Genomic DNA, 24,614 nt, shown 5'->3' on the forward strand with positions numbered 1-24,614 from the left:
CCTCTCGAACGCCGACTTCCTCGACGTGCGCTAGCGGGTTCGCGGAAGTCGATCAGGTGTGTGCATCTCCCCTGGAACAATGGGGTGTTCATCCGAGGGCACGAGTTCGCAGGGGGATGCATGGCCGAGGACGTGGTGGAGACTTCGGTGGGGAGCGGTGAGGTCGCCGAGCGTCTGCCGGAGGCCCTCGTCAAGGAGATGGACCGGGAGATGCGGCGCTGGCGCGTCGCGACCTTCAACTACGGGCTGACGTACTACCTGAGCCGGATTCTGCTCATTCTCGCCAGCGCCATCGTGGCCGCCGACGCGAACCTGGGTGATGCGCACGGGAGTTGGCTGATCACCTGGGTCCCCGCCCTCGCGCTGATCGTCGCGGTGATGACCGCGGTGGACACCTGGCTGAAGCCCCAGCAGAAGTGGCGCGGCTTCATGGAGTCCCGGGACGCCCTGGCCGATCTGATGATCCAGGCCGACGGCGGGGTGCCGGCCGACCAGGTGCGCACCAAGTTCCTCAAGCTGCGTCAGCAGCACCGGGAGCGGAACATCTTCTGACGCGTCGAGGGCGCCGGGACCGGCCCCTTCGCCTACGCGGAGCCCCGCAGCCGCTCCACGGCCCGTCGCTCCGCCGCCTCCACGTCCAGTCGACCCGACGGGTTGCCGCCGCGGGCGATCACGGCCGCGCGGACGAGGGCCAGGTAGAAGAGGGCGGGCCCGCAGGGGGTCCACGCCTTCTCGGAGCCCTTCTCCAGGATGAAGTCGAGCACGCTGTCGGCGTCCGCCGGAACGAACCGGAACTGGTCGTGCTCCCACTTGTCCTCGACGCCCTTGCTCCGACGGGCGATGAGGTCCTCGGAGCCGAGCTCGGGCAGTACGGCCCGGTAGAAGGCCGCCCACTGGTGGTTCCGCAGGTCGAGCGCGAAGGCGAGCAGCTCCAGCTCGACCTCGTCCCCGTCCTGGACGGCCAGCTCCTCCCGCAGCGCGCGGTGCGCCACGGAGGCCAGGCTGATGGGCCTGCCGTCCTCGGGGATGTCGTGGATCGCGGCCAGCCCCTCGTTCACGGAGGAGTTCCAGCGCTCCTTGTTGTGGCCCTCCACCGTGATGCTTCGCCGTGCGAAGACCATCTTCCCGTCCCGGCCCGTCTCGACGGCGACGTTGACGCCGAAGCTGCAGGAGAGGAACGAGGGCGCGTCCACCGGGTCGGCGTTCGTCAGGTACTGGGAGCGCAGGGTGGCGGACTCCCCGTCGCGCAACGGCCTGTCCAGGTTGACGGAGGTGGCGAGGAAGTCGTAGTAGTCCGCGTCGCACAGGCTCATCCGCACCAGGGGCGCCTCGTCCTCGTCGGTACGCGTGACGAGCACGCTCTCGACCGCGAACCGCGGGTTGTTCCAGGCGTAGCGCTCACCCGCCGCCTGCCGGCGCTTCTGCTCCGCCTCGATGTCCTGGCGCCACTGCTGGACCTCCACGGGGAGATTCACCCGACGGAGACCCGGCTCGTAGATGATCGTCACGTTCTCCTCGCGGATCGGGCGGGTGCCGTCTCCTTCGAAGATGTGACAGTCCGTCGCTAACTCTCCGATGGTGATCCCATCGCGGGTCATTCGGCCTCCTTTTGCCTGACGTCGAGCAGCGTGGGGCGGCACACTGTTCCTGGGGCGGGACGTCAGGTTGCCACAAGTCGCTTCGCCTGTGGGTGCGGATGTGTGGATGAACTCTTGGAGGGGGAGAGTTCGGATGGATCACGCACAGCAGCGCGACGGGGTGGTCGCCACCGTCGTCGTCGACCGGTACCGAGGGGACGTACGACGGGTCAGGGAGCGCCCGCAGCTGAGACCGACGGCGTCACGCTTCGTCGAGCAGGCGCGGCGGCTCGGCTTCGCCGCCCCCTCGCTGCACGTCGCGAGCGCGGAGCTCGATGCGCCGGCGCCTCGCCTGTCCGCGGGGCGCGAGCAGATACGTGATCTGGTGCTGCGGCTCGGGCAGCAGGCGGTGGACCGGAAGATCCTCTACTGGACCGGGCACGGCGAAGTCGTGGCGGGCGCCTTCTACCTGGCCTGCGAGGACAGTTACGAGGAAGGCCGGTTCGACCCCGCGCGGGCGGTCTCGGCCGAGGAGCTCGTCTCCTGGCTCGCCGAGGACGCCACGGACACCCTGCTCGTCCTGGACGCCTGCTTCGCCGGGGAGGCGGTGGGAGCGGTGAGCGTCCAGGTCGAGGGTGCGCGCGACCGGCTGAAGAGGGCCCACGCCGGTTTCGCAGTCGTCGCCACCGCCGACTCGGAGCAGGAGGCGATGGAGGGTCATTGGGTCGACTGCCTCGAACAGGTGCTGTCGACGCCGGGGCTGCTCGTCGACGGCAGAGCGAGGATCTTCCGCCGGGACGAGGACAGCGTGTTCTTCCAGCACCTCATGCTCGCCGTGAGCGGCCGGACGCGGGGGCAGGTCCCGCGCTGGCGCGAGGTGCGGACCCTGAGGCCCGGTTTCCTGCTCAATCCGCACTGGTCCCCGCGCGTCGGTTCCGCGCTGCGGCCGGAGGACGACGAGTCCTGGATAGGGAAGGAGTTCCGGAGCGGGGAACTGCCCGTGTTCTCCGACGCGGGCGACAGCTGGAACCTGCGGGACTTCGCCTCACGGGACCGGGTGGTCGCCGAACTGGTCGACTGGCTGCGCGTACGCGAGTCCGGGATGTTCACGGTGACGGGCGCGTCGGGAGCGGGCAAGTCGACGCTCCTGGCCTATGTGGCGCACCTGACCGTCGACAGCTTCGTGGCCTCACTCCCCACGGACCGTCGTCCACGGGCCGTGCCCGAACTCCGGTCGGTGAACGCGGCGATCCACTGCCGGGGCAAGACGCTGGCGGGACTCTGCGAGGAGTTGGCGGCGTGTCTGCGGCCCCTCGACCTGAGGGCGGGCCCCGGGAGGTTATCCGCGTACACCTGTGTGGAGGCGGTCAGGAACCTCGCGGAACGCAAGGGCAGCCTCACCCTGATGTTCGACGGGCTCGACGAGGCCGCGGCCGGGCACTCCTTCGACATCGCGCGGGGCCTGCTCAATCCGCTGGCGGCGCAGCCACGGGTGAGGGTGGTGGTCGCCACCCGGCCGAACGCGCGCCGCAACCTCCCGGGCGATCTGCCCGTCGAGACGCTGCTGGAGGTCCTGCACTGCATGCAGCCGCTGGAGCTGGACCGGACCCCCGAGGTCGAGCAGGACATCGCCCGGCACGTCGAACGGCTCCTCGGCGAGGAGGACTCGCCGTACAGCCTGCTGCCGGACGCGGCGCAGACACGCGGCGCCGTCGCCCGGTACATCGCGGACCGCAGCAAGGGGCTCTTTCTCGTGGCCACCCTGTGGGCCCGGCATCTCGCCCAGCTGTCCACGCCGCCCGACGTGACCAGGCTGGACAGGGAGCTCCGGCCCGGCACAGCCGTCCTGGACTCCCTGCTGGCGGACGAATTGGACCGGCTCGACCCGCAGGACCCCCTCCGTGTCCGGGACTTCATGCGGGCGCTCGCGCTGGCGCAGGGGGTCGGGCTGCCCCAGCCCCGCGTGTGGCTCGATGTCACCAACACGGCGCGGGGCCCGGACAGCAGGGAGTACGACGCCGACGATCTGAGGGCCGTGATCCGTGCGGCCACGGGCGTGACCATCGCCAAGGACAGCGAGTTCGGTACGGAGGTGTACCGCCTCCACCACCCCAGCTTCGGCGCCCATCTGCTGGAGGGCGAGGCGGAACAGCGGCGGCAGCACCGGGCGGTGTACCGGACCCTGACTCCCGAGGGAGGCGAGGACTGGCAGGACGCGGAACCGTACGTCGCCCACTATCTCGCCGCGCATGCCGCCCTGGCCGGTGACGACGCTCTTGAGGAGCTGGTGGAGGACCACCACTTCCTGGTCGCGGCCGAGCCCGACCTGCTCGAACCGCTGGTGGCCGCCCGGCTGGCGATCACCCGGCAGAGCGCCCTCTATCTGCGGGTGGCCGACCACTTCCGCAAGCACCCGTCGCCGGCCCCCCGATGGGCGGTGCTGCGGGCCACCGCCCTGGCGATGTTCTCCCCGGATTTCCTCGCCACGGTGCCGAAGCCGTCGTTCGTGTTCTGGGACGACGTCTGGAGCAGCGCCGAGCGGCTTCCGCTGCGGCGGAGCCGGCCCGCCCCCAGCGGCGGTGCCCTGGCGGTGCACTGGGAGGCACAGGGCGACGGGATCATCCATGTCGCGGGCGCCGGTGAGATCACGTCGTGGACCGCGGACGGGCGCGAGACCCGGAGCAGGACCACCGGGCCCGCCACCTGGGCCTCGCCTCCCACGCAGCGCGGGGTGACGGCGTCCGGGCGGGGCGAGAGCCGGGTGATCGCCGCGCACGACAGCCAGTGCGTGCGGATGTGGCACGGCCGGAGCCGGTACCCGGTGGAGGAGCTGTACTGGGGAGGGTCGCCGGTCGCTCTCGACTCGGTGCGGCGAGGGGGCGAGGTCTTCCTCGCCGTGGTCGACGCCCACGGCCTGTGGGTGTGGCGGTGGGACAGCACCGTGGAGTACGCGCGGAAGCGGATCCATCCGTACCACGTCACCGCGCCCGAGCGCTTCCGCTGTGTGGCGCTGGTCGTCTGCGCCGGGCGGGTCGCCGTGGTCGCGGGCGGCACCGGGGGAGTGACGGTGTGGGAGGTGCTGGGGCTGAAGACGGGGCAGGACCGGCTCGTTCGCGTACGGTCCCTCGACGACGGCGCCGAGGTGGTCAGGGCGGTGTCGGCGCTGGCCCCAGGGGACGGGCCGGGGGCCGTGATCGCGGCCCTGGACGGCCACACGCTCCGCCGCTGGCACATGGACGACCTCTTCGGCGGCGAGGCGGAGCTCCGGTTCGGCACGGGGACCGCCGGAGGGGGCGTGGCGCTCGGGCGCGGCCCCCAGGGGTTGCTGACCGCCGTCCGGGAGGATGCCGCGGTCCGGGTCTGGGACGAGGCGGGCGGGGAGTACGTACCCCTGCCGTGCAACCACAGTCACATGTCGTTGGCCTTCGACCCCGCGGGGACGGGGCGTCTGGCGGTCGCGGACGACAACCAGCTCCAGGTCTGGGAGCCGCATGCTCCGGACGGGGGCGGTGGGGCCGCCCTGGCCGTACAGGCGCGGGGGCGGCAGGCCGACGGGCCGCAGTTGCGGACGAAGGGCGGCCCCGACGGGACCCTGCTTCTCGCCCGCTCGCAGGGCTCCGACGTGCTGCTCAGCCTGCACACGGCCTCCGGGCATGCCGTCGACGGCCCGCGGCTCGCGCACCCGTCCCAGGAGGTGGGCGCGCTCGGCGCCACATGGGTCGGTGACGGGTGGCTGACCGCGGCGGTCGGACGCCGGCGCGTCCTGCTCCGGAGGTTCGGTCCGCGGCTGGAGCTTCTGGAATCCGAGGAGTTCGAGCTGCCGGGCGCCTCCGACCTGCGCGTGCCCTCCATCGACCTCGGTGTCACCGGCACCGGTCGGATCCGTCTGATGTGGCCGTCCGGCCAGAGCGTGGTCACGTGGGAGCGCGACGGGACGGGGCACGGCGCATGGAGCGAGGGACGGACGTTCTGGATGGGAGGCGCGGGCGCCGTCCAGCAGGTGGAGCTGGTGGAGGTTCCCGGCGGGCCGTCCTGGCTGTCGCTCTGGGGCGGGAACGCGGTACGGGTCTGGGATCTCGGCCGGCCCGACGGGCGGCCGGAACCGGTCACCGTGCCCGGGGCGACGGCCGTCGCCACCGGAGTGCTCAGACGCGTGGCCCGCGCGGTCCCGCTGGTCGCCTTCGCGACCCGGTACACGGTGGAGTTCGCCGAGTGCGACGGAGGCATCGACGTGTCGACTCCGCTCCCCGAGCAGCCGGGTGGACCGCTCGACGGGCTCACTCTCGCCGGGCCGCCGGAGCGCCCCCTGCTCATCGGCTGGAGCAGGAAGTCGGGACGCCTCCGGCTCTGGGACGTCAGACGGGAGCGGAGCCTGGATCCCATGGAGTCCCGTGGCTACGACGTGACGAACGTGGACTCCGTCTACGACGGGCGCCGCATCACGCTCATGATCCAGGGCATCGCGCAGAACCGGCTCCGGTGCGACCAGGTGGTCCTGCCCTGGCGGATCGACGAGGACGGGCCCGCGCCGCGGGTCGTCCGGCAACGGGTGGCGGAGGCCACCGAGCGGAGAGGGGGAGCGATCGGTGAAGGATGATCTCGTCGTCGTGGTTCCGGGCATCATGGGCACGGCCCTGACCCGGGACGGGCTCGACGTCTGGGACCTCACTCCCCAGGCGGTCGGCGGCGTTCTCGGCCCGCGGCGGACGAGCGAGCTGCTGAGGCTGCAGGAGGGCATCGGGGACGGGGATCCGGAGCCGCCCCACGCCCTTGAGGTGGGGCGGGCGATCGACGGCGCGCGCCTCCTGCCCGGTCTGATCTCCGACACCGGCTGCGCCGGCCTTCAGCGCCGACTGGGCATCGAGCGGGAGAGGTTCGCGGTCTTCCCGTACGACTGGCGCCTGAGCAATCGCAACTCGGCCCGGAAGCTGAAGCGATTCGTCGACGAACGGCTGGACCGCTGGCAGGAGACGGCCGATCCGACGCGGTATCCACGGGCCCGGGACGCCAAGGTGATCTTCCTGTGCCGTTCCATGGGCGGTCTGGTGGTGCGGTACTACACCGAGGTCCTCGGCGGATGGGAGCGGACGCGGTCGGTCGCCACGCTGGGCACGCCCTTCTCCGGGAGCGTCAAGGCGCTGAGGTTCCTCACGGGGCGGGCGCGGTGGCTGCCGGGGTCCCTCAACGAGTGGCTCCACGGGATCTGTTCGACGTACCCCTCGCTCGGTCAGCTCATCCCCACGTACCGGGTGGTGCTCGACGAGGAGCGGGGCAGGGACCGCCTGAACAGCCGTACGCCGGTCGAGGGGGTCGGACCGTGGATGATCGCGGACTCCGCCGCGTACTTCGTGGAGATCAACAACGCCATCCGGGCGAACGACGCCGCCCACGGACGTGACCGCTACGGCCTGTTCGCCTTCGGCGGCGACAAGCACCGGACCGATCAGGCGGTCTCCTTCTCCCCGGACGGCAGGCCGACCTTCCACTCCGACTTCTCGAAGTCGACCGACCCCGAGGACCGGTACGTGCAGATCCTCGGTGACGGCACGGTGGCGCACATCGCGCAGACTCCGCCCGAATGGCCGTCCACGGGCCGGACGCTGTGGCTGGAGAGCAGACACGCGGACCTCATCAACGCGGACGCGGCCATCCACCAGCTGAAGCGCATGTGCGACGACCTGGAGCCCGCCCGGGCCCTGAGCTCCGAACACCCCGTCGGCGTGGAGCTGCCCGACGTCGCCGCGGCCGGAGAGCCGTTCGAGGTGTGGGCGACGAACGCCGACGCCGCGATGCGGCTGCGGGTACGGCGCCTCGCCGAGGACGGCACCTGCGTCGGGGACGACACGATGCACCCGTGCGGCGACGGAACCTTCCGCGCGGAACTACGGGCCGAGGCGGGGCGCTGGACGCTGGAGGTCTGCTCGACGACGGCCGACTACGCGTGCCGGGACGTCATCCTCGTGATGTGAGCACCGCGGGCCGTGCGTCGCTCTACGCCGGGAATCTCCGGTCCACCCAGCGCCACGCCACCTCCAGGAGCACCGCTCCGACCGCCGCGATCGCGACCGCCGTCCAGGGCATCGTGACGCCCACCAGCTTCAGGGCGAAGAAGTCCTGGAGCCAGGGGACGACGAGGACCAGCAGGAAGGCGCCGCCCATCGTGGCGACCAGGGCGATGCGCCACCAGGTGTAGGGGCGGGCGACGATCGCCAGGACCCACATGGAGACCAGGAAGAGCGTCAGGGTGGCGGCGCTCGTCTCCGCGTCGAGGGCGCCCGGGCCGCTGTAGTGGGAGCGGGCGATGAGGTACGTGGTGAAGGTGGCGGCCGCAGCGATGATGCCGCCCGGGATCGCGTACCGCATCACCCGTCTCACGAAGTTCGGCTTCGCGCGCTCCTTGTTGGGGGCGAGGGCGAGGAAGAACGCGGGGACGCCGATGGTGAGGGTGGACAGCAGGGTCAGGTGCCTCGGCAGGAAGGGGTACTCGACCTGGGAGCAGACCACCAGGACGGCGAGGAGCACCGAGTAGACCGTCTTCGTCAGGAAGAGGGTCGCCACCCGGGTGATGTTGCCGATGACCCGGCGGCCCTCCGCGACCACCGACGGCAGGGTGGCGAAGGAGTTGTTCAGGAGGACGATCTGGGCGACGGCCCGGGTCGCCTCGGAGCCCGAGCCCATCGAGACGCCGATGTCGGCGTCCTTGAGGGCGAGGACGTCGTTGACGCCGTCGCCGGTCATGGCGACCGTGTGCCCGTGGGACTGGAGCGCGCCGACCATGTCCCGCTTCTGCTGCGGGGTGACGCGGCCGAAGACCGCGTTCCGGTCGAGCTCGTCGGCCATCGCGGCCTGCTCGGTGGGCAGGTGGCGGGCGTCGACGGTGTTCTCGGCCCCCGGCAGGCCGAGCTTTCCTGCCACGGCTCCGACGGAGACCGCGTTGTCGCCGGAGATGACCTTGGCGGCCACGTTCTGGTCGGCGAAGTAGGAGAGGGTCTCGGCGGCGTCGGGGCGCAGTCGCTGTTCGAGGACGACGAGCGCGGTCGGGTCGGCGTCCTGCTGGACGTCGGGGGAGTCGAGCTCACGGGTCGTCCGGGCGAGGAGGAGGACCCGGAGCCCCTGCTCGTTGAGGTGGTCGATCTCGGTGAGCGTCGGGTCGCCGGCCTTCAGGAGGACGTCGGGGGCGCCGAGGAGCCAGGCGGAGTTCTCGCCGTCGCCCTCGCTGAATGCCGCGCCGCTGTACTTGCGGGCGGAGGAGAACGGCAGCGACTCGGTGCAGCGCCAGTCCTCCGCGTCGGGGTAGGCGTCGATGATGGCCTGGAGCGAGGCGTTGGGATGCGGGTCGGACTCGCCGAGCGCGCCGAGCACCTTCCGTACGTACTCCTCGTCGCTCCCGTTGAGGGCCCGCAGCTCGGTGATGTCCATACCGCCCTCGGTCAGCGTGCCCGTCTTGTCGAGGCAGACGACGTCGACGCGGGCCAGGCCCTCGATGGCCGGCAGCTCCTGCACGAGGCACTGCTTGCGGCCGAGCCGGATCACGCCGATCGCGAAGGCGACGGAGGTGAGGAGGACGAGCCCCTCGGGGATCATCGGGACGATGCCGCCGACGGTCCGGGCGACGGAGTCCTTGAAGTTGTTGTCCTTGACGACGAGCTGGCTGATGATGAGGCCGATCGCGGTCGGGACCATCATCCAGGTCACGTACTTGAGGATCGTGGAGATGCCGGAGCGCAGCTCGGAGTGGACCAGGGTGAAGCGGGACGCCTCCTCGGCGAGCTGCGCCGCGTACGCCTCCCGCCCGACCTTGGTGGCGGTGAACGCGCCACCGCCCGCGACCACGAACGAGCCCGACATCATCTTTTCGCCGGGCTTCTTCACCACCGGGTCGGCCTCGCCGGTCAGCAGCGACTCGTCGATCTCCAGGCTGTCGGCCTCGGCGACCTCGCCGTCGACGACGACCTTGTCGCCGGGTCCGAGTTCGATGAGGTCGCCGAGGACGATCTCGGAGGTGGAGACCTCGGCGGAGACCCCGTCGCGCCGGACCGTCGGTTTCGCCTCGCCGATGACGGCAAGGCTGTCGAGGGTCTTCTTGGCGCGCAGCTCCTGGATGATGCCGATGCCGGTGTTGGCGACGATCACGAAGCCGAAGAGGCTGTCCTGGATCGGCGCGACGAAGAACATGATCACCCAGAGCACGCCGATGATCGCGTTGAAGCGGGTGAAGACGTTGCCGCGGACGATGTCGACGGTGGAGCGCGAACTGCGGACGGGGACGTCGTTGACCTCGCCGCGGGCGACGCGTTCGGCGACCTCGGCGGAGGTCAGTCCGGCGACGCGGTGGACGACGGGCGGTTCGTCCGCGGTCTCACTGCCGCCCGTGTCGATCTTCGCCCGCTGAGTCATGTTTTCGACGGTACGACCGGAAGCGGCCGTTCACCCGCCGAGAAGGGTGAACATCAGACCGCGGGAGGACGGAAATCGTCCCGCGGTACTACGGGGGATCAAGGAGTGGGATCGGGGAGCGGGATCAGGGAGTGGGCGAGGCGTTCCGCTCGGCCTCGTGCCGCTTGATCGCGGCGTCGCGCTTGCGTACGTACCAGATGCCGATGAGCCCGAGGCCCGCGCCGGCCAGGCAGGTCCACACCCACCAGGTCAGATCCCGGTCGTCGAACCAGCCGTAGAAGGGGACCTGGACGAGGAAGAGTACGAACCAGAGGATCGTGCCGCCGGTGATGGTGGCGACGACGGGCCCCTCCAGGGGCTCGGGTGCCTCGTGCTTGGGGGTCCACTTCGCCATGCGGTCAGTCTAGGCGGCGGGAAAAGGGGTCTACGCGCGGAGATAGACGCTCGCTCGTTCATGTGTTCATACTGAAACGGTTTGCCTCTGGCGGGTTTCTCTCGTATGAACCGCCAAATTGGACGCCCCGAAGAGGAACCACCCCATGAGCACCACGGCCCCCGCCAAGGCCATATCTCCCGAGCCCGCGCCCGAGTCGCCGCAGCGGCCGACCTCCGGACTCGACCGCTTCTTCAAGATCTCCGAGCGCGGTTCCACCGTCGCCCGTGAGGTCCGAGGCGGCTTCGCCACCTTCTTCGCGATGGCCTACATCATCGTGCTGAACCCGATCATCCTCGGCAGCGCCAAGGACATGTACGGGCACCAGCTCGACGGCGGCCAGCTGGTCACCGCGACCGTGCTCACCGCGGCCTTCTCGACGCTCCTCATGGGTGTCATCGGCAACGTCCCGATCGCCCTCGCGGCCGGCCTCGGCGTCAACACCGTCGTCGCCCTCCAGCTCGCGCCGAAGATGTCCTGGCCGGACGCCATGGGCATGGTCGTCCTCGCCGGTCTCGTCGTGATGCTGCTGGTCGCGACGGGTCTGCGCGAGCGCGTGATGAACGCCGTCCCGGTCGGCCTGCGCAAGGGCATCGCGATCGGCATCGGTCTCTTCATCATGCTCATCGGCCTCGTCGACTCGGGCTTCGTCTCCCGTATCCCCGACGCCGCGCACACCACCGTCCCGCTCCAGCTCGGCGGCGACGGTCACCTCACCGGCTGGCCGGTCCTGGTCTTCATCCTCGGCACGCTGCTCACCCTCGCGCTGATCATCCGCAAGGTGCCGGGCGCCATCCTGATCTCCATCGTCGTGATGACGATCGTCGCGATGGTCATCAACGCGGTCGCGACCATCCCGTCCTGGGGTCTGACCACCCCGACCTGGCCCGGGAACCCGGTGGCCTCGCCCGACTTCGGTCTGGTCGGCGAGGTGAGCCTGTTCGGCGGCTTCGAGAAGGTCGGGATGCTGACCGGCGTCCTCTTCGTCTTCACCGTGCTGCTGTCCTGCTTCTTCGACGCGATGGGCACGATCCTCGGCGTCGGCGACGAGGCGAAGCTGATCGACAAGGACGGCGACTTCCCCGGCATCAACAAGGTGCTGCTCGTCGACGGCCTCGCGGTCGCCTCCGGCGGCGCGACCTCGTCCTCCGCCACCACCTGCTTCGTGGAGTCCACGGCGGGCGTCGGCGAGGGGGCGCGCACCGGCCTCGCCTCGGTGGTCACCGGTGGTCTGTTCTCGGTGGCGCTGTTCCTCACGCCGCTCGCCACGATGGTCCCGTCCCAGGCGGCGACGCCCGCGCTGCTCGCGGTCGGCTTCCTGATCCTGGCCGGTTCGATCAAGGAGATCGACTGGAGCGACTTCACCATCGCGGTGCCGGCGTTCCTGGCGATGGTGATGATGCCGTTCACGTACTCGATCACGAACGGCATCGGCATCGGCTTCATCGCCTTCAGCGTGCTGCGGCTCGCGACGGGCCGGGGCCGCGAGGTCCCGGTGGCCATGTACGTCGTGTCGGCGGTGTTCGTCTTCTACTACGCGATGCCGGCCCTCGGCCTCACGTGACCCATACGGTCATGACGGAGCGTTCGTGGGCTTGAGCCCGTAGAACTTCTCCGTCTCGTCGACGGCGGTCTGGAACCGTTCGTCGAAGTCAGCGCGGATGAGCGTCCGGACGACATAGTCCTGGACGCTCATTCCGCGTTTGGCGGCGTGTCCCTTGAGACGGTCGAGCAGCTCACCGTCGATGCGCAGGCTGAGCACGGTCGATCCCATGCCCGTCAGGGTCGCGGCAGGAACGGGCCTCGTGCGTCACTTTCCGGATCCATCTCACTCGTTTGGGTGACAGATTCGGTCACGGGCATTCCGGGTGGTATTTAGATTGGGTAATGAGTTATGCTAACGAACATGCCTGACCTGTCCCACGGCACCGCCGACGACGTCGCCGCCGTGAACGAGCTGCGCTCCGCCGTCATGCGACTGAGCCGACGCCTCAAGCACCAGCGAGTCGACGAGTCGCTGAGCCCGACCGAGATGTCGGTGCTCGGCACCCTCAAGCTCTGCGGCTCCGCCACCCCCGGTGAGCTGGCCCGCAAGGAACACGTCCAGCCGCCGTCGATGACCCGCATCGTCGCGCTGCTCGAAGCCAAGGGATTGGTCCGGCTGGAGCCGCATCCCGACGACCGCCGACAGAAGGTCGTCAGCCAGACCGAGCGGGCCGAGGCCATGCTCGAGGAGTCCCGCCGCAAGCGGAACGCCTGGCTGGCGTCCCTCGCCGAGGGTCTGGACGAGGACGAATGGGCCAAGCTGCGTGCGGCCGCCCCCGTCCTGGAGAAGCTCGCCCACCTCTAGACCCCGACGCCGAGGAGGCGACGCACTTTGAGTACGGGACCCGGAGCAGACTCCGCACCCGTCCATAAACCCGACACCCACACCCCCGAGCGAGGCGGCACGTTCTCCTCGCTCAGGATCCGGAACTACCGGCTGTTCTTCACCGGTGCCATCGTCTCGAACACCGGCACCTGGATGGCCCGTATCACCCAGGACTGGCTGGTCCTGAGCCTCACCGGATCCGCCGCCGCCGTCGGCATCACCACGGCGCTGCAGTTCCTCCCGATGCTGCTCTTCGGCCTCTACGGCGGTGTCCTCGCGGACCGCTACCCGAAGCGGCGCATCCTCCTGATCAGCCAGGCCGCGCTCGGCCTCTGCGGGCTCGCGCTGGCCGTCCTGACGCTCTCCGGCCACGTCCAGGTCTGGCACGTCTACCTGATCGCCTTCCTGCTCGGCATGGTCACCGTCGTGGACAACCCGGCCCGGCAGTCCTTCGTCTCCGAGATGGTCGGCCCCGCCCAGCTGCGCAACGCCGTCTCGCTGAACTCCGCGAACTTCCAGTCCGCCCGGCTCGTCGGCCCGGCGGTCGCCGGTCTGCTGATCGCCACCATCGGCAGCGGCTGGTCGTTCCTGCTCAACGGCCTGTTCTTCCTGGCCCCGCTGGCCGGGCTGCTGATGATGCGCCCCGCCGAGTTCCACAGGGTGGAGCGCGCGCCGCGGGGCAAGGGGCAGCTGAGGGAGGGCCTGCGGTACGTGGCCGGGCGGCCGGACCTGATCTGGCCGATCGTCCTCGTCGGCTTCGTCGGCACCTTCGGGTTCAACTTCCCGATCTGGCTCACGGCCTTCGCCGACGACATCTTCCACGTGGGCGCGGGGACGTACGGCTTCCTGAACACCCTCATGGCGGCCGGCTCGCTCGCCGGCGCGCTCCTGGCGGCGCGGCGCGGCTCCACACGGCTGCGGATGCTGGTGGTCGCGGCGGTGGTCTTCGGCGTGCTGGAGATCGCGGCCGCGCTCTCGCCGTCGTTCTGGCTGTTCGCGCTGCTGCTCGTCCCGATCGGCATGTTCGGCCTCACGGTCAACATCACCGCGAACTCGGCGGTCCAGCTGGCGACGGACCCGGTCATGCGGGGGCGGGTGATGAGCCTCTACATGATGGTCTTCGCGGGCGGCACCCCGATCGGCGCGCCGCTGCTCGGCTGGATCACCGACACGTACGGCCCACGGGTGGGCTTCGCGACGGGCGGCCTCGTCTCACTCGTGGCGGCGGGCGTGGTGGGCCTGGTGCTCGCGCGGGTGGGCGGCCTGAGGATGGCGTTCGGCTGGCACCACGGGCACCCGCGGGTCCGGTTCGTCGCACGCGAGCGCCTGGCGACGGCGGCGTAAGCCGCCCGGGGCGGGCCCCGTCCCAGCCTCCCAGAGGACTGGGACGGGGCCCGGTGCCGTCAGACGCGCCGCTCCAGCACCTGGCCCGGCCAGTCGCCCACCGTGAACGGGTCCGTCCTCGTGAAGCCCTGGCTCTCGTAGTACGACACCAGACGGCCCTCGCTGCCCGCGAAGCAGTCCACCCGGAGCAGCGAGAGGCCCTGGCGACGGGTCTCGTCCGCCGCGTGGGCGAGCAGCGCCGCGCCCACGCCCCGGCCGTGGAAGCGTGCGTCCGTCGCCAGGATGTGGACGTAGACCTCCGGCTCGTCCGCCGGCGCCACGTACGACGCCGGGTGCGGAGTCAGCGTGACCGTTCCCGCCGGGACGCCGTCGATCTCGGCGATCCACGGGGTGCCCTCGGAGACGATCTTCTCGACCAGGCTCACCGCCTTCGCGCGGGTCGACCACGGCTCGGTGCCCCACTGGTCGGTGATCCCCTGGCTGTTGAGCCAGACGACCGCGCTGTCGAGCATCGCGAGTATCGCGGGGACGTCGTCCGCCCCGCCCTTCCTGATGGTGATCTCCATCCGGTCGACGGTAGCCGCTGACACACTCTGCGCATGAGGCTTTTCGCTGCCGTACTGCCGCCCCCGGAGCAGCTGACCGAACTCGCCCACGTCGTGGACCGCCTGTCCCGTCTGCCCGGCGCCGAGCGCCTGCGCTGGACCTCACGGCCCGGCTGGCACTTCACGCTCGCCTTCATGGGCGAGGTCGACGACGCGCTGCTCCCCGAGCTCCACGAGCGGCTCGCCCGCGCCGCCCACCGCACCCCGCCGTTCGCCCTGCGGCTGCACGGCGGCGGGCACTTCGGCCGGGCGGTGCTGTGGACGGGGGCCGCCGGGGACCTCGACGAGATGCGGCTGCTCGCGGAGCGCGCCGACGCCGCCGCCCGCCGCGCCGGCGTGCCGATGGACGAGCACCGCCGCTACCAGGCGCACCTGACGATCGCGCGCTCGCGCGCCGACCTCGACCTGGTGCCGTTCGTCGACGCGATGGCCCGCTTCGAGGGCAGCCGCTGGCAGGTCCCCGAGCTGGCGCTGGTCCGCAGCAACCTTCCGGGCGGTGGCGTGCCGGGGGAGCAGCCGCGGTACGAGACGGTCGGCGCATGGCCGCTGGGAGGGGCGGGTTAACCTCGAAGGGTGGACCCGAAAACCCGTAACCGGATCATGGCCGGTGTGCTTGTCCTGATGTTCGCGATGATCGCCGTGGCCTCCGTGGTCGGTCAGTAGCTATGCGTCGAGCCGGTTCGTGAGAACCCGCTCGGCGATGCCGTTGCGTACCGCGCCAGCCGCGGAGCTCCCGGGCTTGCGCTCCGCCTGCTCGCGGAAGCAGCCGAGGAACTCCTCGGCGATCCCCAGCCGGGGGTGGCGGTCCAGCACCTCCGCCCTGAACGCGGCGGTGAAGTCGTCGATGTGCCGACCGGAGATGTCCAGGCTGGTGGAGCGCTCGAGCAGGTAGCCCTCCGGGTCCGTCCGGACGTCGACCTCGCTCGCCATGTGGGCGATGATCACGTCCGCCAGCCGCTGCCGCTTGGCCGCGGGCCAGCCCGCGCCCGCGGCGAACACCCAGGCCACATGGCCGCCGGCCCGCTCGAAGCCCACGGTGTGGCTGTCGAACTGCGGCGTGAGGCCGATGTCGTGGAGCAGCGCCCCCACGTACAGCAGCTCCGGATCGAAGGCGATGCCCTGCTCCGTGCCGTACGCGGCCGCCCACGCGTGGGACCGGACGCAGTGGTTCAGCAGCGCGGGCGAGCTGTAGGCGGTGGCCACCTCCAGGGCGGTGGCGCACGCGGGGGTGTCCGGCATCGTGATCATGTCGAGGTTCATGCCGCGAGTATCACCCGCACCGGCCGTCGCCCCGGACGGGGGGCGACGGCCGTTCACACGTGGTTCTCCGCACTCACCAGGCGAAGGCCTCCGGGGACGGGCCAGGGCCGGGGAAGATCTCGTCGAGTGAGGCCAGCAGCTCCTCGCCCAGCTCCAGCTCCAGCGCGCGCAGGGCGCCGTCCAGCTGCTCGGACGTGCGCGGGCCGACGATCGGGCCCGTGACGCCGGGGCGGGTCAGCAGCCATGCCAGGGCCGTCTCGCCGGGCTCCAGGCCGTGCTTGTCGAGGAGGTCCTCGTACGCCTGGATCCGCGCCCGGACCGCCGGGTCGGCCAGCGCCTCGGCGGTCCGGCCGGAGGCGCGCCGCCCGCTCGTGGCCTCCTTGCGGATGACACCGCCGAGCAGCCCGCCGTGCAGCGGGGACCAGGGGATGACCCCGAGGCCGTAGTCCCGCGCCGCCGGGATGACCTCCATCTCGGCGCGGCGCTCGTAGAGGTTGTACAGGCACTGCTCACTGACCAGGCCGTACGTGGAGCCGCGCCGGGTGGCGATCTCGTTGGCCTGGGCGATCTTGTAGCCGGGGAAGTTGGAGGAGCCGGCGTAGAGGATCTTGCCCTGCTGGATCAGGACGTCGACCGCCTGCCAGATCTCCTCGAAGGGGGTGAGCCGGTCGATGTGGTGGAACTGGTAGATGTCGATGTGGTCGGTGCCGAGCCGCTTGAGGGAGTCCTCGACGGCCCGGCGGATGTTCAGCGCCGACAGCCGGTCCTCGTTGGGCCAGGTTTCACCCTCGCGCGACATGGAGCCGTAGACCTTGGTGGCGAGAACCGTCTTCTCGCGCCGGCCGCCGCCCTGGGCGAACCAGCTCCCGATGATCTCCTCGGTGCGGCCCTTGTTCTCGCCCCACCCGTACACATTGGCCGTGTCGAAGTAGCTGATGCCCGCGTCGAGGGCGGAGTCCATGATCGTGTGACTGTCGGCCTCGTCGGTCTGAGGTCCGAAGTTCATCGTGCCGAGGACGAGTCGGCTGACCTTGAGTCCGGTGCGTCCGAGCTGCGTGTACTTCATGGCCCCCAAGCCAACGCCTTGGAGCGCGCTCCAGGCAAGAGGGGCTTGGTGGGTGGTTGTCGGGTCAGGTGCCGAGCCAGCTGCCGGCGTCGAGGCGGAAGGCGGTCTCCGGGGGGACGACCTCGCGCAGCGCGGTCTCCATGTTCCGGACGCGCTCGGTGCCGAGGGTCGCGCACCACTCCGCGTGCAGCTCGTCGAAGATCGCGGCCGAGCGGGCGAGGGCGTCGTGGCCGCGTGCGGTGAGGCGGACGAGTTTGCGGCGGGCGTCGGCCGGGTCGTCGGCGCGCTCGGCGTAGCCGACGGCGAGGAGGCGGTCGACGGTCTTGCCCGCGGCCTGCTTGGAGACGCCGAGGCGGCGTCCGATGTCGCTGGCCGTGGCGCCCCGGGGGCCGCCCGCGCCGATGGCCTGCATGGCGAAGCCGTGGGCGGGGCGCATGTCGGGGTGGCCCTGGCGGGCGAGTTCGGCGTGGAGCCGGTCGATGAGGGTGCGGAAGCCGGCGAAGAGGAGCAGTGGCAGCTCGAATCCCGCGACGGATTCCCCCTTGCCCATATCGACAACCTGGTTTACGTTTCTCCCCACATGGTCAACCATGTTGTCGATTCTACTCCCTCTTCCAGGAGCCGCCTTGTTCACCGACCACACCGTAGAGACCGCCCCCGCCGCCTCGCGTCGCTCCATGGAGACCGTCTCCGCCGCCTGGGGCCATCTCCCGCAGGCCGTCGCGCGCATGGCCGAGTCCCCGCATGCGCTGGACGGCTTCCTGAAGATGAGCGCGCTGTTCGAGACCACGACGCTCGACCCGCACTCCCGCGAGACCGTGATCCTGACGGTCGCCGAACGTAACCAGTGCCATCTGTGCATCGGCCTCCACGAGACCAAGCTGGCCAAGCTGGGCCCGGCCGAGCGGCCGGAACGGCTGGAGACCGTACGGCAGTTCACGCATCAGGTCCTCGCCTCGTCCGGGGCGGTGAGCGACGAGGAGCTGGCGCGGTTCCTCGACGCCGGATACACCCGGCAGAACGCCCTGGAGGTGGTGCTCGGCATCGGCGCGTACACGCTGTCGACCCTGGCGAACCGACTGACCCGCTCGGCATGACGGCGAGGCCGTCACGAGCGGGTCGGTGGGAGGAGGGACGGTGGGAGGGCCGGCGCCGGGGGCGTCAGAGGGAGACCGCGACGAGCGCCAGGGCGGAGCCGCCGAAGACGATGGCGTGCCGGATGTTCTGCTGGATCCGGACCCAGCCCGGGAAGGCGTTCTCGGCGGCCTTGAGGAAGGCCGGGACGTCGACGCGCGCCAGCTCGGGGTCGCCCTTGCGCTGGAAGGCGGCGCGGACGGCGGAGACGGCGGTCAGGTTGCTGTACAGGATCAGGCCGTTGCCGGCGATGACCAGCGCCTGGAAGATCCAGGTCAGCATCCGGGCCCAGTCGCTCCCGGCGACGTTGAGCGCGGCCAGGGCGACCATGATCACACCGACCGAGACCGGGGCCCACGTCTCGTGGCCGCTGGCGTCGAACTTGAGGTCGTTCTCCTCCAGGACCTCGGGCCGGATGCCCTGGCGGGTGAGCTCGTCCTTCGCGGCGGTCGTGGCCAGCGGGCCGAAGCGGTGGCGGACGATCGGGATGCTGACGAAGGCGAGGGCGATGAGCAGCTGCATGAAGGCGGCGAGGTCGGCGTTCACGGTGGGTCCTGCTTCCTTGTCGGCGTGTCGTCGTTCCTGACGAGGAAGACGATGCCGACCCGCGCTGACACCCCGCGGACCGTGTGCTGACAGGGTTCGTGAGGGCCTGTCAGCGCTCGCGTCCGGCTGTCACTGAGCCTGGTAGAGGGACCCCAGCCCCCACGCCTGGTGCATGGCCGCCGCGAAGGAGCCCGCCAGTTTGTGCTCGCCGGAGGGGCCCGGGTGCGTGCCGTCATAGGTGTCCGCGTGGATGTCGTACGACTCCGGGGTCGTCGCCAGCAGCAGCGGAGACGCGGCGGTGTCCAGGTCGGCGACGGCCTTCGCGAGCAGCTCGTTGAAGCGCTCGCACTCGGCGGCGAACGGCGCGTCGTACTCGGCCCGTACGTTCGGGATGACGGGCATGACCACGGCCTTGACGTGCGGGTTCGCCGCGCGGGCGGCGGCGACGAACGCGCGGGTGTTCTCCGCGGTCTGGTCGCTGTTGGTGTAGAAGCCGAGGTCGATCAGGCCGAGGGAGACCAGCAGGACGTCCGCCCCGGTCGCCTCGACCGCCTCGCCGATCAGCGGAGCCATGTGCAGCCAGCCCTCGCCCCAGCCGGCCAGATGGCGCCGGGCGGGTGCGGGGAAGTCCGGGTCGGCGTAGTCGTGTGAGAGGGGCGCGTCGGCGCCGGTGTCGTACAGCTCGGTGCGCGGCCCGACGATCTCGTACCGCCCGGGCAGCACGGTCTCCAGGTGCTGCCACATCCGATAGCGCCACGTGTAGTCGCCGGCGCGTCCGATGGTCATGCTGTCGCCGACGAACATAAAACGCATGGTCACATCATCGCGGAGGCCGAGAGGCGCCTGCGACGTGATCCCGGCCACCCCCCGGCCCCGTGGCAGGCTTGGTCCATGCGATCGCTTCCGCGCGTCTTCGGTGCCGCCGCCCTGGTCCTGCTCACGGCGGCCGGCCCCGCCGTGGCCGCCGAGGCCGATCAGGACTTCACGATCAAGGACCCCCGGATCACCGAGTCCAGCGGTCTCGCGGCCAGTCACGCCCACCCGGGCGTCTACTGGACGCACAACGACCAGGACTCCCCCCTGATCTACGGCATCGACTCCCGTACCGGCGAGACGGTCGCGACGCTCACCATGAAGGGCGTGGGCACGCCCCGCGACATGGAGGCGATCGCCGTCGGCCCGGACGGCGACATCTACGTCGGCGACATCGGCGACAACAAGGACGGCAGCTGGGACCACGCCTGGATCTACCGCTTCCCCGAGCCGAAGCAGCTGAAGGACCAGACGGTCACGGCGAAGCAGTACGACGTGAAGTACGCGGACGGCCCCCGCAACGCCGAGGCCCTGATGGTCCATCCGAAGACCGGCCGGGTCTACATCGCCAGCAAGAACCAGGACGGCGGCGGGCTCTACGCGGGCCCCGAACGGCTCTCCACCGGGGGGACGAACGTCTTCCGGCGCGTCGACGACGTGCCGTGGGTGACCGACGGGGCCTTCTCGCCCGATGGCGAACGACTCACGCTGCGCGGCTACTTCACCGCGAAGGAGTACGGGTGGAAGGACGGCCGGCTCGGTGACGAGGGCACGAGCGTGGGGGCGCCCTTCCAGGGGCAGGCGGAGTCGGTGACGTACACGGAGGACGGCAAGGCGCTGATGTTCGGCTCGGAGGGCGCGAACAGCAAGGTCGTCCGGGTGGACCGCACCCCGGCCTCGCGTCCCTCGCCCCCGGCCCCCGGCTCGCCGCCGAAGGCCCCGGGCGCGGACGCGTCGACCACCGCCGAGGACCGCGGGAACTTCACCGTGGGCGTGATCGTCCTCGGCGCCGCGACCGCCCTGGTCATCGGCGGGAAGCGCCTCCTGCGCCGCCGCTGACGAGCGCCTCGAAGCCGTCGAGGAGGCGTTCGAGCCCGAAGGCGAAGTGGTCGAAGTCGCGGGAGAAGGTGTCCTCCGCGAGGGCCGCCATGTGCGGATAGTCGCCCGAGGCCATCGCCCGCTCCAGGAAGGGCTGTTGGCCCGTCCAGAACTCCTCGTCGCCGACGCCCGTCTCCTTCGCGGCCTCGGCGGCCTGGATCTCCATGCGGGCGACGCCGGTGACGTAGTTCTGCACGGTGATGATCACCCCGATCGTCTCGGGGTCGCTCAGCCCCATCCCGTGCGGCCCCTTCAGGCCGGAGAGGCAGAGTTCGAGCCCGCGCAGAGCGCTCGGGCCGAGGACCGAGCGGGCCTGGTTGACCCTGAGCAGCCAGGGGTGGGCCTGGTACAGCTCGCGGTAGGAGCGCGCGAGCTGCTCGACGGTGTCGCGCCAGTGGGTGGGGATCCGCGGGTCGTCCTCGTAGGACTCGCCCTGGACGCGGTCGAGCATCAGGTCGAGCAGCTCGGTCTTGCCGGGGACGTACCGGTAGAGCGACATCGTCCCGACGCCGAGTTCCGCCGCCACGCGCCGCATCGAGACGGCGTCGAGCCCCTCGGTGTCGGCGACGCCGACCGCGGCCGTGACGATCCGGTCGAGGGTGAGGCCCGGCTTGGGGCCTCGGCTGGGGCGTTCGCCCGTGCCCCACAGGAGTTCCAGGCTGCTCGTCGTCGCGTCCTTCATGGCCTCACCTTAAAACTGAGTACGCCGTACTCTGAATCGGGTACGGTGTACCCAGTTTCGCTGAGTGGAGGATTCCCATGGACGAACACGCGGTCCTCGCCGAGGGCCTGCGCAAGCGGTACGGCGGCAAGGGCGGGAGGAAGAGCGGCAGTCGGGGGCGCCCGGGCACCCTCGCTCTCGACGGCTTCGACCTCGCCGTCCGCCCCGGCACGGTCCACGGCCTCCTCGGCCCCAACGGCGCGGGAAAGACCACCGCCGTACGCGTCCTCGCCACGCTCCTGAAGTCCGACGGCGGCCGCGCCGAGGTCGCCGGGATCGACGTGGTCCGCGATCCGCGCGCCGTCCGCGCCCGCATCGGCCTGGCCGGCCAGTACGCGGCCGTCGACGAGGGCCTGACCGGCCGGCAGAACCTGGAGCTCTTCGGCCGGCTCTTCCACCTCGGCGGCCGCCGCGCGCGCGACCGGGCGGCCGAACTGCTCGACCGCTTCGACCTCACCGCGGCCGCCGACAAGGGCGCGGGGAAGTACAGCGGCGGGATGCGCCGCCGCCTCGACCTGGCCGCCTCGATGATCCTCGCGCCCGACGTCCTCTTCCTCGACGAGCCGACCACCGGCCTCGACCCGCGCGGCCGGGGCGAGGTGTGGGACGCCGTCCGCGCCCTGGTGGCCGGCGGTACGACGGTGCTGCTCACCACCCAGTACCTCGACGAGGCCGACCGGCTCGCCTCCCGGATCACCGTCATGGACCACGGCCGGGCCATCGCGGACGACACCCCCGACGGGCTGAAGGACCGGGTCGGCGGCGACCGGATCGAGGTCGTGGTCGCGGAGGCGGCCGACGTGCCGGCCGTACGGAAGGTCCTCGCCCGGGTCGCGGCCGCCGAGCCCGCCGTGGACGAGGCCGACCGGCGCCTCTACGCCCCCGTCACCGACCGGGTCGCCGCCCTCACCGAGGTCGCGCGGACCCTGCGGGACGAGCGGATCGCCGTCGAGGACCTCGGCCTGCGCCGCCCCAGCCTGGACGACGTCTTCCTGACCCTGACGGGCCGCCCGAGCGCGGACGTCACCACCGACGAACCGGGCGCCACCCGCCCCGACACCGAAGGAGCCGCAGCCGCATGACGACCGCCGCCACGGCGGACCGGACCCGGACCCCGGTCGCCACCCGCGGCCGCGCCTACTGGGCGCTGGCCGACTGCGCCACCCTCGTCCTCCGCACCCTGCTCAACTACCGCCGCCAGCCCGTCGCCATCCTCTGGCAGCTCGGCTTCCCGATCGTCTCCGTCCTCCTCTACGGCTTCGTCTTCGGCAGCGCCATGCGGGTGCCCGGAGGCGGCGACTACAAGGACTTCCTCATGCCGGGGATGTTCACCATGACGATGACCTTCGGCCTCATGAACACCGCGACGGCCGTCGTCTCCGACTCCGGCAAGGGGGTCATGGACCGGTTCCGGTCCATGCCGATGGCGCCCTCCGCCGTCACCACCGGCCGCGGCCTGTCCGACCTGCTGATCGCCTCCGCCGAGCTCGCCATCCTCGCCGCCACCGCCCTCGCCATCGGCTGGACCTCGGACGGCGGCGTCGGCGGCACGCTGCTCGCCTTCGCCCTGCTGCTCCTGCTGCGGTTCAGCCTCATCTGGGTGGGCGTGTGGTGCGGGCTGATCGTCCCGAACACGGAGACCGCCGGCGCGCTCTACGCGGTGATCTTCCCGATCACGATGATCTCCAGCGTGTACGTGGCCCCGTCCCTGATGCCGGGCTGGCTGGCCCCCGTCGCGGCCTGGAACCCGATCTCCTCGACGGTCGCGGCCACCCGCGAGCTGTTCGGCAACCCGGGCGCGGGCGACGGGAGCTGGGTGGAACAGCACGCGCTCCTGATGGCCGTCCTCTGGCCGCTGCTCCTGACGGCGGTCTTCTTGCCGCTGGCGGTGCGCAGGTTCCAGCGGCTGAGCCGGTGAGCCCGGTGTGTGGGCCGGGGGTCCGGGGGTTGTCCCCCGGGGGATGCAGTCTGCCGCTGGCGGTGCGCAGGTTCCAGCGGCTGAGCCGGTGAGCGCCCTTCGGTGAAAGGGGCGGTGAACGCACGAGGGCCCGGCATCGACCATGTCCGATGCCGGGCCCTTCGTACACGCAGGTGTCAGAGCTTCTCGATCACGTAGTCGACGCAGGCCGTCAGGGCCCGCACGTCCGCCGGGTCGATCGCCGGGAACATCGCGATCCGCAGCTGGTTGCGGCCCAGCTTGCGGTACGGCTCGGTGTCCACGATGCCGTTGGCGCGCAGCGCCTTGGCGACCGCCGCCGCGTCGACGTCCTCGGAGAAGTCGATCGTGCCGATGACCTGCGAACGCTTCGCCGGGTCGGTGACGAACGGCGTCGCGTACTTGGACTCCTCGGCCCAGCCGTACAGCGCCTGGGAGGACTCCTTCGTCCGGGCCACGGCCCAGTCCAGACCGCCCTGGCCGTTGATCCACTTCAGCTGCTCGTTGAGCAGGAAGAGGGTCGAGAGCGCCGGGGTGTTGTACGTCTGGTTCTTCAGCGAGTTGTCGATCGCCGTCGGCAGGGAGAAGAACTCCGGGATGTGGCGGCCGGTCGCGTGGATGCGGGCCGCGCGCTCCAGGGCGGCCGGCGAGAAGGCCGCCAGCCACAGGCCGCCGTCGGCGGCGAAGGACTTCTGCGGGGCGAAGTAGTAGACGTCCGACTCGGTGATGTCGACCGGCAGGCCGCCCGCGCCGGAGGTCGCGTCGACCAGGACGAGCGCGCCCTCGTCGGCGCCCGCGACCCGCTTGACCGGGGCCGCGACACCGGTGGAGGTCTCGTTGTGCGTGAACGCGTAGACGTCGACGCCCGCCTCGGCCTGCGGCTCCGGGTGGGTGCCCGGGTCGGAGGAGATCACGGTCGGCTCGGCCAGCCAGGGGGCCAGCTTCGCGGCCTTCGCGAACTTGGAGGAGAACTCGCCGAAGTTCAGGTGCTGCGACTTCGACTCGATGAGCCCGTGGGTCGCGATGTCCCAGAAGGCGGTGGAGCCGCCGTTGCCCAGGATCACCTCGTAACCCTCGGGCAGCGAGAAGAGGTCACGCACTCCGGCACGTACCTCGCCGACCAGGTTCTTGACCGGGGCCTGGCGGTGGGACGTGCCGAGGAGGGAGGTGCCGGTGGCGGCCAGGGCGTCCAGCGCCTCCGTACGCACCTTGGAGGGGCCCGCGCCGAAACGGCCGTCGGCGGGCTTGATGTCAGCGGGAATCTGGATCTCAGCCACGAGGCGGAGCGTATCCGGTCGGAAGGGCCACGGCGG

At 71.0% G+C, this 24,614-nt stretch carries 23 protein-coding genes; 11 read left to right on the plus strand and 12 right to left on the minus strand.

Annotation, left to right across the window (positions count from 1 at the left end):
- The first annotated feature begins 120 nt into the window (after nt 1–120).
- Nucleotides 121–552 carry a hypothetical protein gene (locus ACFVZW_RS17550; RefSeq protein ID WP_384522129.1) on the plus strand — a complete coding sequence of 144 codons (432 nt, stop codon included), beginning with the start codon at nt 121–123 and terminating at the stop codon, nt 550–552.
- Between the two features lie 32 nt (nt 553–584).
- Here ACFVZW_RS17550 and ACFVZW_RS17555 read toward each other — a convergent pair whose 3' ends face one another.
- Nucleotides 585–1,598, minus strand: coding sequence for a translation initiation factor 2 (locus tag ACFVZW_RS17555; protein WP_384522131.1), 1,014 nt, complete (start codon nt 1,596–1,598; stop codon nt 585–587).
- Between the two features lie 133 nt (nt 1,599–1,731).
- Here ACFVZW_RS17555 and ACFVZW_RS17560 point away from each other — a divergent pair, with 133 nt between their 5' ends.
- Complete coding sequence (locus ACFVZW_RS17560; protein ID WP_384522133.1) at nt 1,732–6,174, plus strand: NACHT domain-containing protein; 4,443 nt, start codon at nt 1,732–1,734, stop codon at nt 6,172–6,174.
- Entirely contained in the window at nt 6,164–7,546 is a 1,383-nt protein-coding gene (locus tag ACFVZW_RS17565; RefSeq protein ID WP_384522135.1) for an esterase/lipase family protein, read from the plus strand. Before ACFVZW_RS17560 ends, ACFVZW_RS17565 begins: the two co-directional genes overlap by 11 nt.
- Before the next feature lie 22 nt (nt 7,547–7,568).
- Here ACFVZW_RS17565 and ACFVZW_RS17570 read toward each other — a convergent pair whose 3' ends face one another.
- Both ACFVZW_RS17570 and ACFVZW_RS17575 read right to left on the minus strand, forming a co-directional pair.
- Nucleotides 7,569–9,974 (minus strand): HAD-IC family P-type ATPase, encoded by a 2,406-nt coding sequence (locus ACFVZW_RS17570; protein WP_384522137.1) that lies wholly within the window; start codon nt 9,972–9,974, stop codon nt 7,569–7,571.
- 124 nt (nt 9,975–10,098) lie between these two features.
- On the minus strand, nt 10,099–10,368 hold the full coding sequence (locus ACFVZW_RS17575; protein ID WP_362369515.1) for a DUF2530 domain-containing protein: 270 nt from the start codon (nt 10,366–10,368) through the stop codon (nt 10,099–10,101).
- A gap of 145 nt (nt 10,369–10,513) precedes the next feature.
- On the opposite strand from ACFVZW_RS17575, the gene ACFVZW_RS17580 reads away from it, so the two are divergent.
- Nucleotides 10,514–11,971 (plus strand): NCS2 family permease, encoded by a 1,458-nt coding sequence (locus ACFVZW_RS17580; RefSeq protein ID WP_384522139.1) that lies wholly within the window; start codon nt 10,514–10,516, stop codon nt 11,969–11,971.
- Between the two features lie 9 nt (nt 11,972–11,980).
- Here the strand turns inward: ACFVZW_RS17580 and ACFVZW_RS17585 are convergent, their stop codons facing one another.
- Nucleotides 11,981–12,181, minus strand: a complete 201-nt coding sequence (locus ACFVZW_RS17585; RefSeq protein ID WP_329117647.1) for a ribbon-helix-helix protein, CopG family — start codon at nt 12,179–12,181, stop codon at nt 11,981–11,983.
- Between the two features lie 132 nt (nt 12,182–12,313).
- Between ACFVZW_RS17585 and ACFVZW_RS17590 the strand changes: the two genes are divergently transcribed.
- A complete protein-coding gene (locus tag ACFVZW_RS17590; protein ID WP_329117645.1) occupies nt 12,314–12,757 on the plus strand; it encodes a MarR family transcriptional regulator in 444 nt (147 codons plus the stop codon).
- A 27-nt stretch (nt 12,758–12,784) separates the two neighbouring features.
- Nucleotides 12,785–14,122 carry an MFS transporter gene (locus ACFVZW_RS17595; RefSeq protein ID WP_384522142.1) on the plus strand — a complete coding sequence of 446 codons (1,338 nt, stop codon included), beginning with the start codon at nt 12,785–12,787 and terminating at the stop codon, nt 14,120–14,122.
- Between the two features lie 59 nt (nt 14,123–14,181).
- Here the strand turns inward: ACFVZW_RS17595 and ACFVZW_RS17600 are convergent, their stop codons facing one another.
- The gene (locus ACFVZW_RS17600; RefSeq protein ID WP_384522144.1) at nt 14,182–14,688 is read right to left on the minus strand and encodes a GNAT family N-acetyltransferase; all 507 of its coding nucleotides are present in this window, start codon (nt 14,686–14,688) and stop codon (nt 14,182–14,184) included.
- 33 nt (nt 14,689–14,721) lie between these two features.
- Here ACFVZW_RS17600 and thpR point away from each other — a divergent pair, with 33 nt between their 5' ends.
- Nucleotides 14,722–15,291, plus strand: coding sequence for an RNA 2',3'-cyclic phosphodiesterase (gene thpR / locus ACFVZW_RS17605; protein WP_384522146.1), 570 nt, complete (start codon nt 14,722–14,724; stop codon nt 15,289–15,291).
- 99 nt (nt 15,292–15,390) lie between these two features.
- Here the strand turns inward: thpR and ACFVZW_RS17610 are convergent, their stop codons facing one another.
- The 3 genes from ACFVZW_RS17610 to ACFVZW_RS17620 all read right to left on the minus strand — a co-directional run bounded on the left by ACFVZW_RS17610 (nt 15,391) and on the right by ACFVZW_RS17620 (nt 17,603).
- The gene (locus tag ACFVZW_RS17610; RefSeq protein ID WP_384522148.1) at nt 15,391–15,987 is read right to left on the minus strand and encodes an HD domain-containing protein; all 597 of its coding nucleotides are present in this window, start codon (nt 15,985–15,987) and stop codon (nt 15,391–15,393) included.
- 73 nt (nt 15,988–16,060) lie between these two features.
- Nucleotides 16,061–17,053 (minus strand): aldo/keto reductase, encoded by a 993-nt coding sequence (locus ACFVZW_RS17615; protein WP_384522150.1) that lies wholly within the window; start codon nt 17,051–17,053, stop codon nt 16,061–16,063.
- A 64-nt stretch (nt 17,054–17,117) separates the two neighbouring features.
- Nucleotides 17,118–17,603, minus strand: coding sequence for a MarR family winged helix-turn-helix transcriptional regulator (locus ACFVZW_RS17620; protein WP_384522152.1), 486 nt, complete (start codon nt 17,601–17,603; stop codon nt 17,118–17,120).
- A gap of 76 nt (nt 17,604–17,679) precedes the next feature.
- Here ACFVZW_RS17620 and ACFVZW_RS17625 point away from each other — a divergent pair, with 76 nt between their 5' ends.
- Complete coding sequence (locus ACFVZW_RS17625) at nt 17,680–18,150, plus strand: carboxymuconolactone decarboxylase family protein (protein ID WP_384522154.1); 471 nt, start codon at nt 17,680–17,682, stop codon at nt 18,148–18,150.
- A 64-nt stretch (nt 18,151–18,214) separates the two neighbouring features.
- Here ACFVZW_RS17625 and ACFVZW_RS17630 read toward each other — a convergent pair whose 3' ends face one another.
- Together ACFVZW_RS17630 and ACFVZW_RS17635 are read right to left on the minus strand one after the other, a co-directional pair.
- Nucleotides 18,215–18,733, minus strand: a complete 519-nt coding sequence (locus ACFVZW_RS17630) for a hypothetical protein (protein WP_384522156.1) — start codon at nt 18,731–18,733, stop codon at nt 18,215–18,217.
- A 129-nt stretch (nt 18,734–18,862) separates the two neighbouring features.
- Nucleotides 18,863–19,546 carry a GDSL-type esterase/lipase family protein gene (locus ACFVZW_RS17635; protein WP_384522158.1) on the minus strand — a complete coding sequence of 228 codons (684 nt, stop codon included), beginning with the start codon at nt 19,544–19,546 and terminating at the stop codon, nt 18,863–18,865.
- A gap of 78 nt (nt 19,547–19,624) precedes the next feature.
- Between ACFVZW_RS17635 and ACFVZW_RS17640 the strand changes: the two genes are divergently transcribed.
- Nucleotides 19,625–20,605, plus strand: a complete 981-nt coding sequence (locus ACFVZW_RS17640) for a WD40 repeat domain-containing protein (protein ID WP_384522160.1) — start codon at nt 19,625–19,627, stop codon at nt 20,603–20,605.
- Here ACFVZW_RS17640 and ACFVZW_RS17645 read toward each other — a convergent pair.
- Complete coding sequence (locus ACFVZW_RS17645; protein WP_384522162.1) at nt 20,571–21,326, minus strand: TetR/AcrR family transcriptional regulator; 756 nt, start codon at nt 21,324–21,326, stop codon at nt 20,571–20,573. The genes ACFVZW_RS17640 and ACFVZW_RS17645 overlap by 35 nt on opposite strands.
- A gap of 77 nt (nt 21,327–21,403) precedes the next feature.
- On the opposite strand from ACFVZW_RS17645, the gene ACFVZW_RS17650 reads away from it, so the two are divergent.
- Together ACFVZW_RS17650 and ACFVZW_RS17655 are read left to right on the plus strand one after the other, a co-directional pair.
- Nucleotides 21,404–22,447: an ATP-binding cassette domain-containing protein gene (locus ACFVZW_RS17650; protein ID WP_384522164.1), complete on the plus strand. Its 1,044-nt coding sequence runs from the start codon at nt 21,404–21,406 to the stop codon at nt 22,445–22,447.
- Nucleotides 22,444–23,283: an ABC transporter permease gene (locus ACFVZW_RS17655; protein ID WP_384522166.1), complete on the plus strand. Its 840-nt coding sequence runs from the start codon at nt 22,444–22,446 to the stop codon at nt 23,281–23,283. Before ACFVZW_RS17650 ends, ACFVZW_RS17655 begins: the two co-directional genes overlap by 4 nt.
- Before the next feature lie 176 nt (nt 23,284–23,459).
- Here the strand turns inward: ACFVZW_RS17655 and serC are convergent, their stop codons facing one another.
- Nucleotides 23,460–24,578, minus strand: coding sequence for a phosphoserine transaminase (gene serC, locus ACFVZW_RS17660; RefSeq protein ID WP_384522168.1), 1,119 nt, complete (start codon nt 24,576–24,578; stop codon nt 23,460–23,462).
- Nucleotides 24,579–24,614: the final 36 nt, after the last annotated feature.

Source organism: Streptomyces sp. NPDC059567 (genome assembly GCF_042735655.1).
Classification (GTDB): Bacteria; Actinomycetota; Actinomycetes; order Streptomycetales; family Streptomycetaceae; genus Streptomyces.

What these genes read in the sequence shown, in the direction of transcription:
- ACFVZW_RS17550 (WP_384522129.1), top strand. Translation starts at nt 121, where the DNA reads ATGGCCGAGGACGTGGTGGAGACTTCGGTGGGGAGCGGTGAGGTCGCC.
- ACFVZW_RS17555 (WP_384522131.1), bottom strand. Translation starts at nt 1,598, where the DNA reads ATGACCCGCGATGGGATCACCATCGGAGAGTTAGCGACGGACTGTCAC.
- ACFVZW_RS17560 (WP_384522133.1), top strand. Translation starts at nt 1,732, where the DNA reads ATGGATCACGCACAGCAGCGCGACGGGGTGGTCGCCACCGTCGTCGTC.
- ACFVZW_RS17570 (WP_384522137.1), bottom strand. Translation starts at nt 9,974, where the DNA reads ATGACTCAGCGGGCGAAGATCGACACGGGCGGCAGTGAGACCGCGGAC.
- ACFVZW_RS17575 (WP_362369515.1), bottom strand. Translation starts at nt 10,368, where the DNA reads ATGGCGAAGTGGACCCCCAAGCACGAGGCACCCGAGCCCCTGGAGGGG.
- ACFVZW_RS17580 (WP_384522139.1), top strand. Translation starts at nt 10,514, where the DNA reads ATGAGCACCACGGCCCCCGCCAAGGCCATATCTCCCGAGCCCGCGCCC.
- ACFVZW_RS17585 (WP_329117647.1), bottom strand. Translation starts at nt 12,181, where the DNA reads ATGGGATCGACCGTGCTCAGCCTGCGCATCGACGGTGAGCTGCTCGAC.
- ACFVZW_RS17590 (WP_329117645.1), top strand. Translation starts at nt 12,314, where the DNA reads ATGCCTGACCTGTCCCACGGCACCGCCGACGACGTCGCCGCCGTGAAC.
- ACFVZW_RS17600 (WP_384522144.1), bottom strand. Translation starts at nt 14,688, where the DNA reads ATGGAGATCACCATCAGGAAGGGCGGGGCGGACGACGTCCCCGCGATA.
- thpR (WP_384522146.1), top strand. Translation starts at nt 14,722, where the DNA reads ATGAGGCTTTTCGCTGCCGTACTGCCGCCCCCGGAGCAGCTGACCGAA.
- ACFVZW_RS17610 (WP_384522148.1), bottom strand. Translation starts at nt 15,987, where the DNA reads ATGAACCTCGACATGATCACGATGCCGGACACCCCCGCGTGCGCCACC.
- ACFVZW_RS17615 (WP_384522150.1), bottom strand. Translation starts at nt 17,053, where the DNA reads ATGAAGTACACGCAGCTCGGACGCACCGGACTCAAGGTCAGCCGACTC.
- ACFVZW_RS17620 (WP_384522152.1), bottom strand. Translation starts at nt 17,603, where the DNA reads ATGGGCAAGGGGGAATCCGTCGCGGGATTCGAGCTGCCACTGCTCCTC.
- ACFVZW_RS17635 (WP_384522158.1), bottom strand. Translation starts at nt 19,546, where the DNA reads ATGCGTTTTATGTTCGTCGGCGACAGCATGACCATCGGACGCGCCGGC.
- ACFVZW_RS17640 (WP_384522160.1), top strand. Translation starts at nt 19,625, where the DNA reads ATGCGATCGCTTCCGCGCGTCTTCGGTGCCGCCGCCCTGGTCCTGCTC.
- ACFVZW_RS17645 (WP_384522162.1), bottom strand. Translation starts at nt 21,326, where the DNA reads ATGAAGGACGCGACGACGAGCAGCCTGGAACTCCTGTGGGGCACGGGC.
- ACFVZW_RS17650 (WP_384522164.1), top strand. Translation starts at nt 21,404, where the DNA reads ATGGACGAACACGCGGTCCTCGCCGAGGGCCTGCGCAAGCGGTACGGC.
- ACFVZW_RS17655 (WP_384522166.1), top strand. Translation starts at nt 22,444, where the DNA reads ATGACGACCGCCGCCACGGCGGACCGGACCCGGACCCCGGTCGCCACC.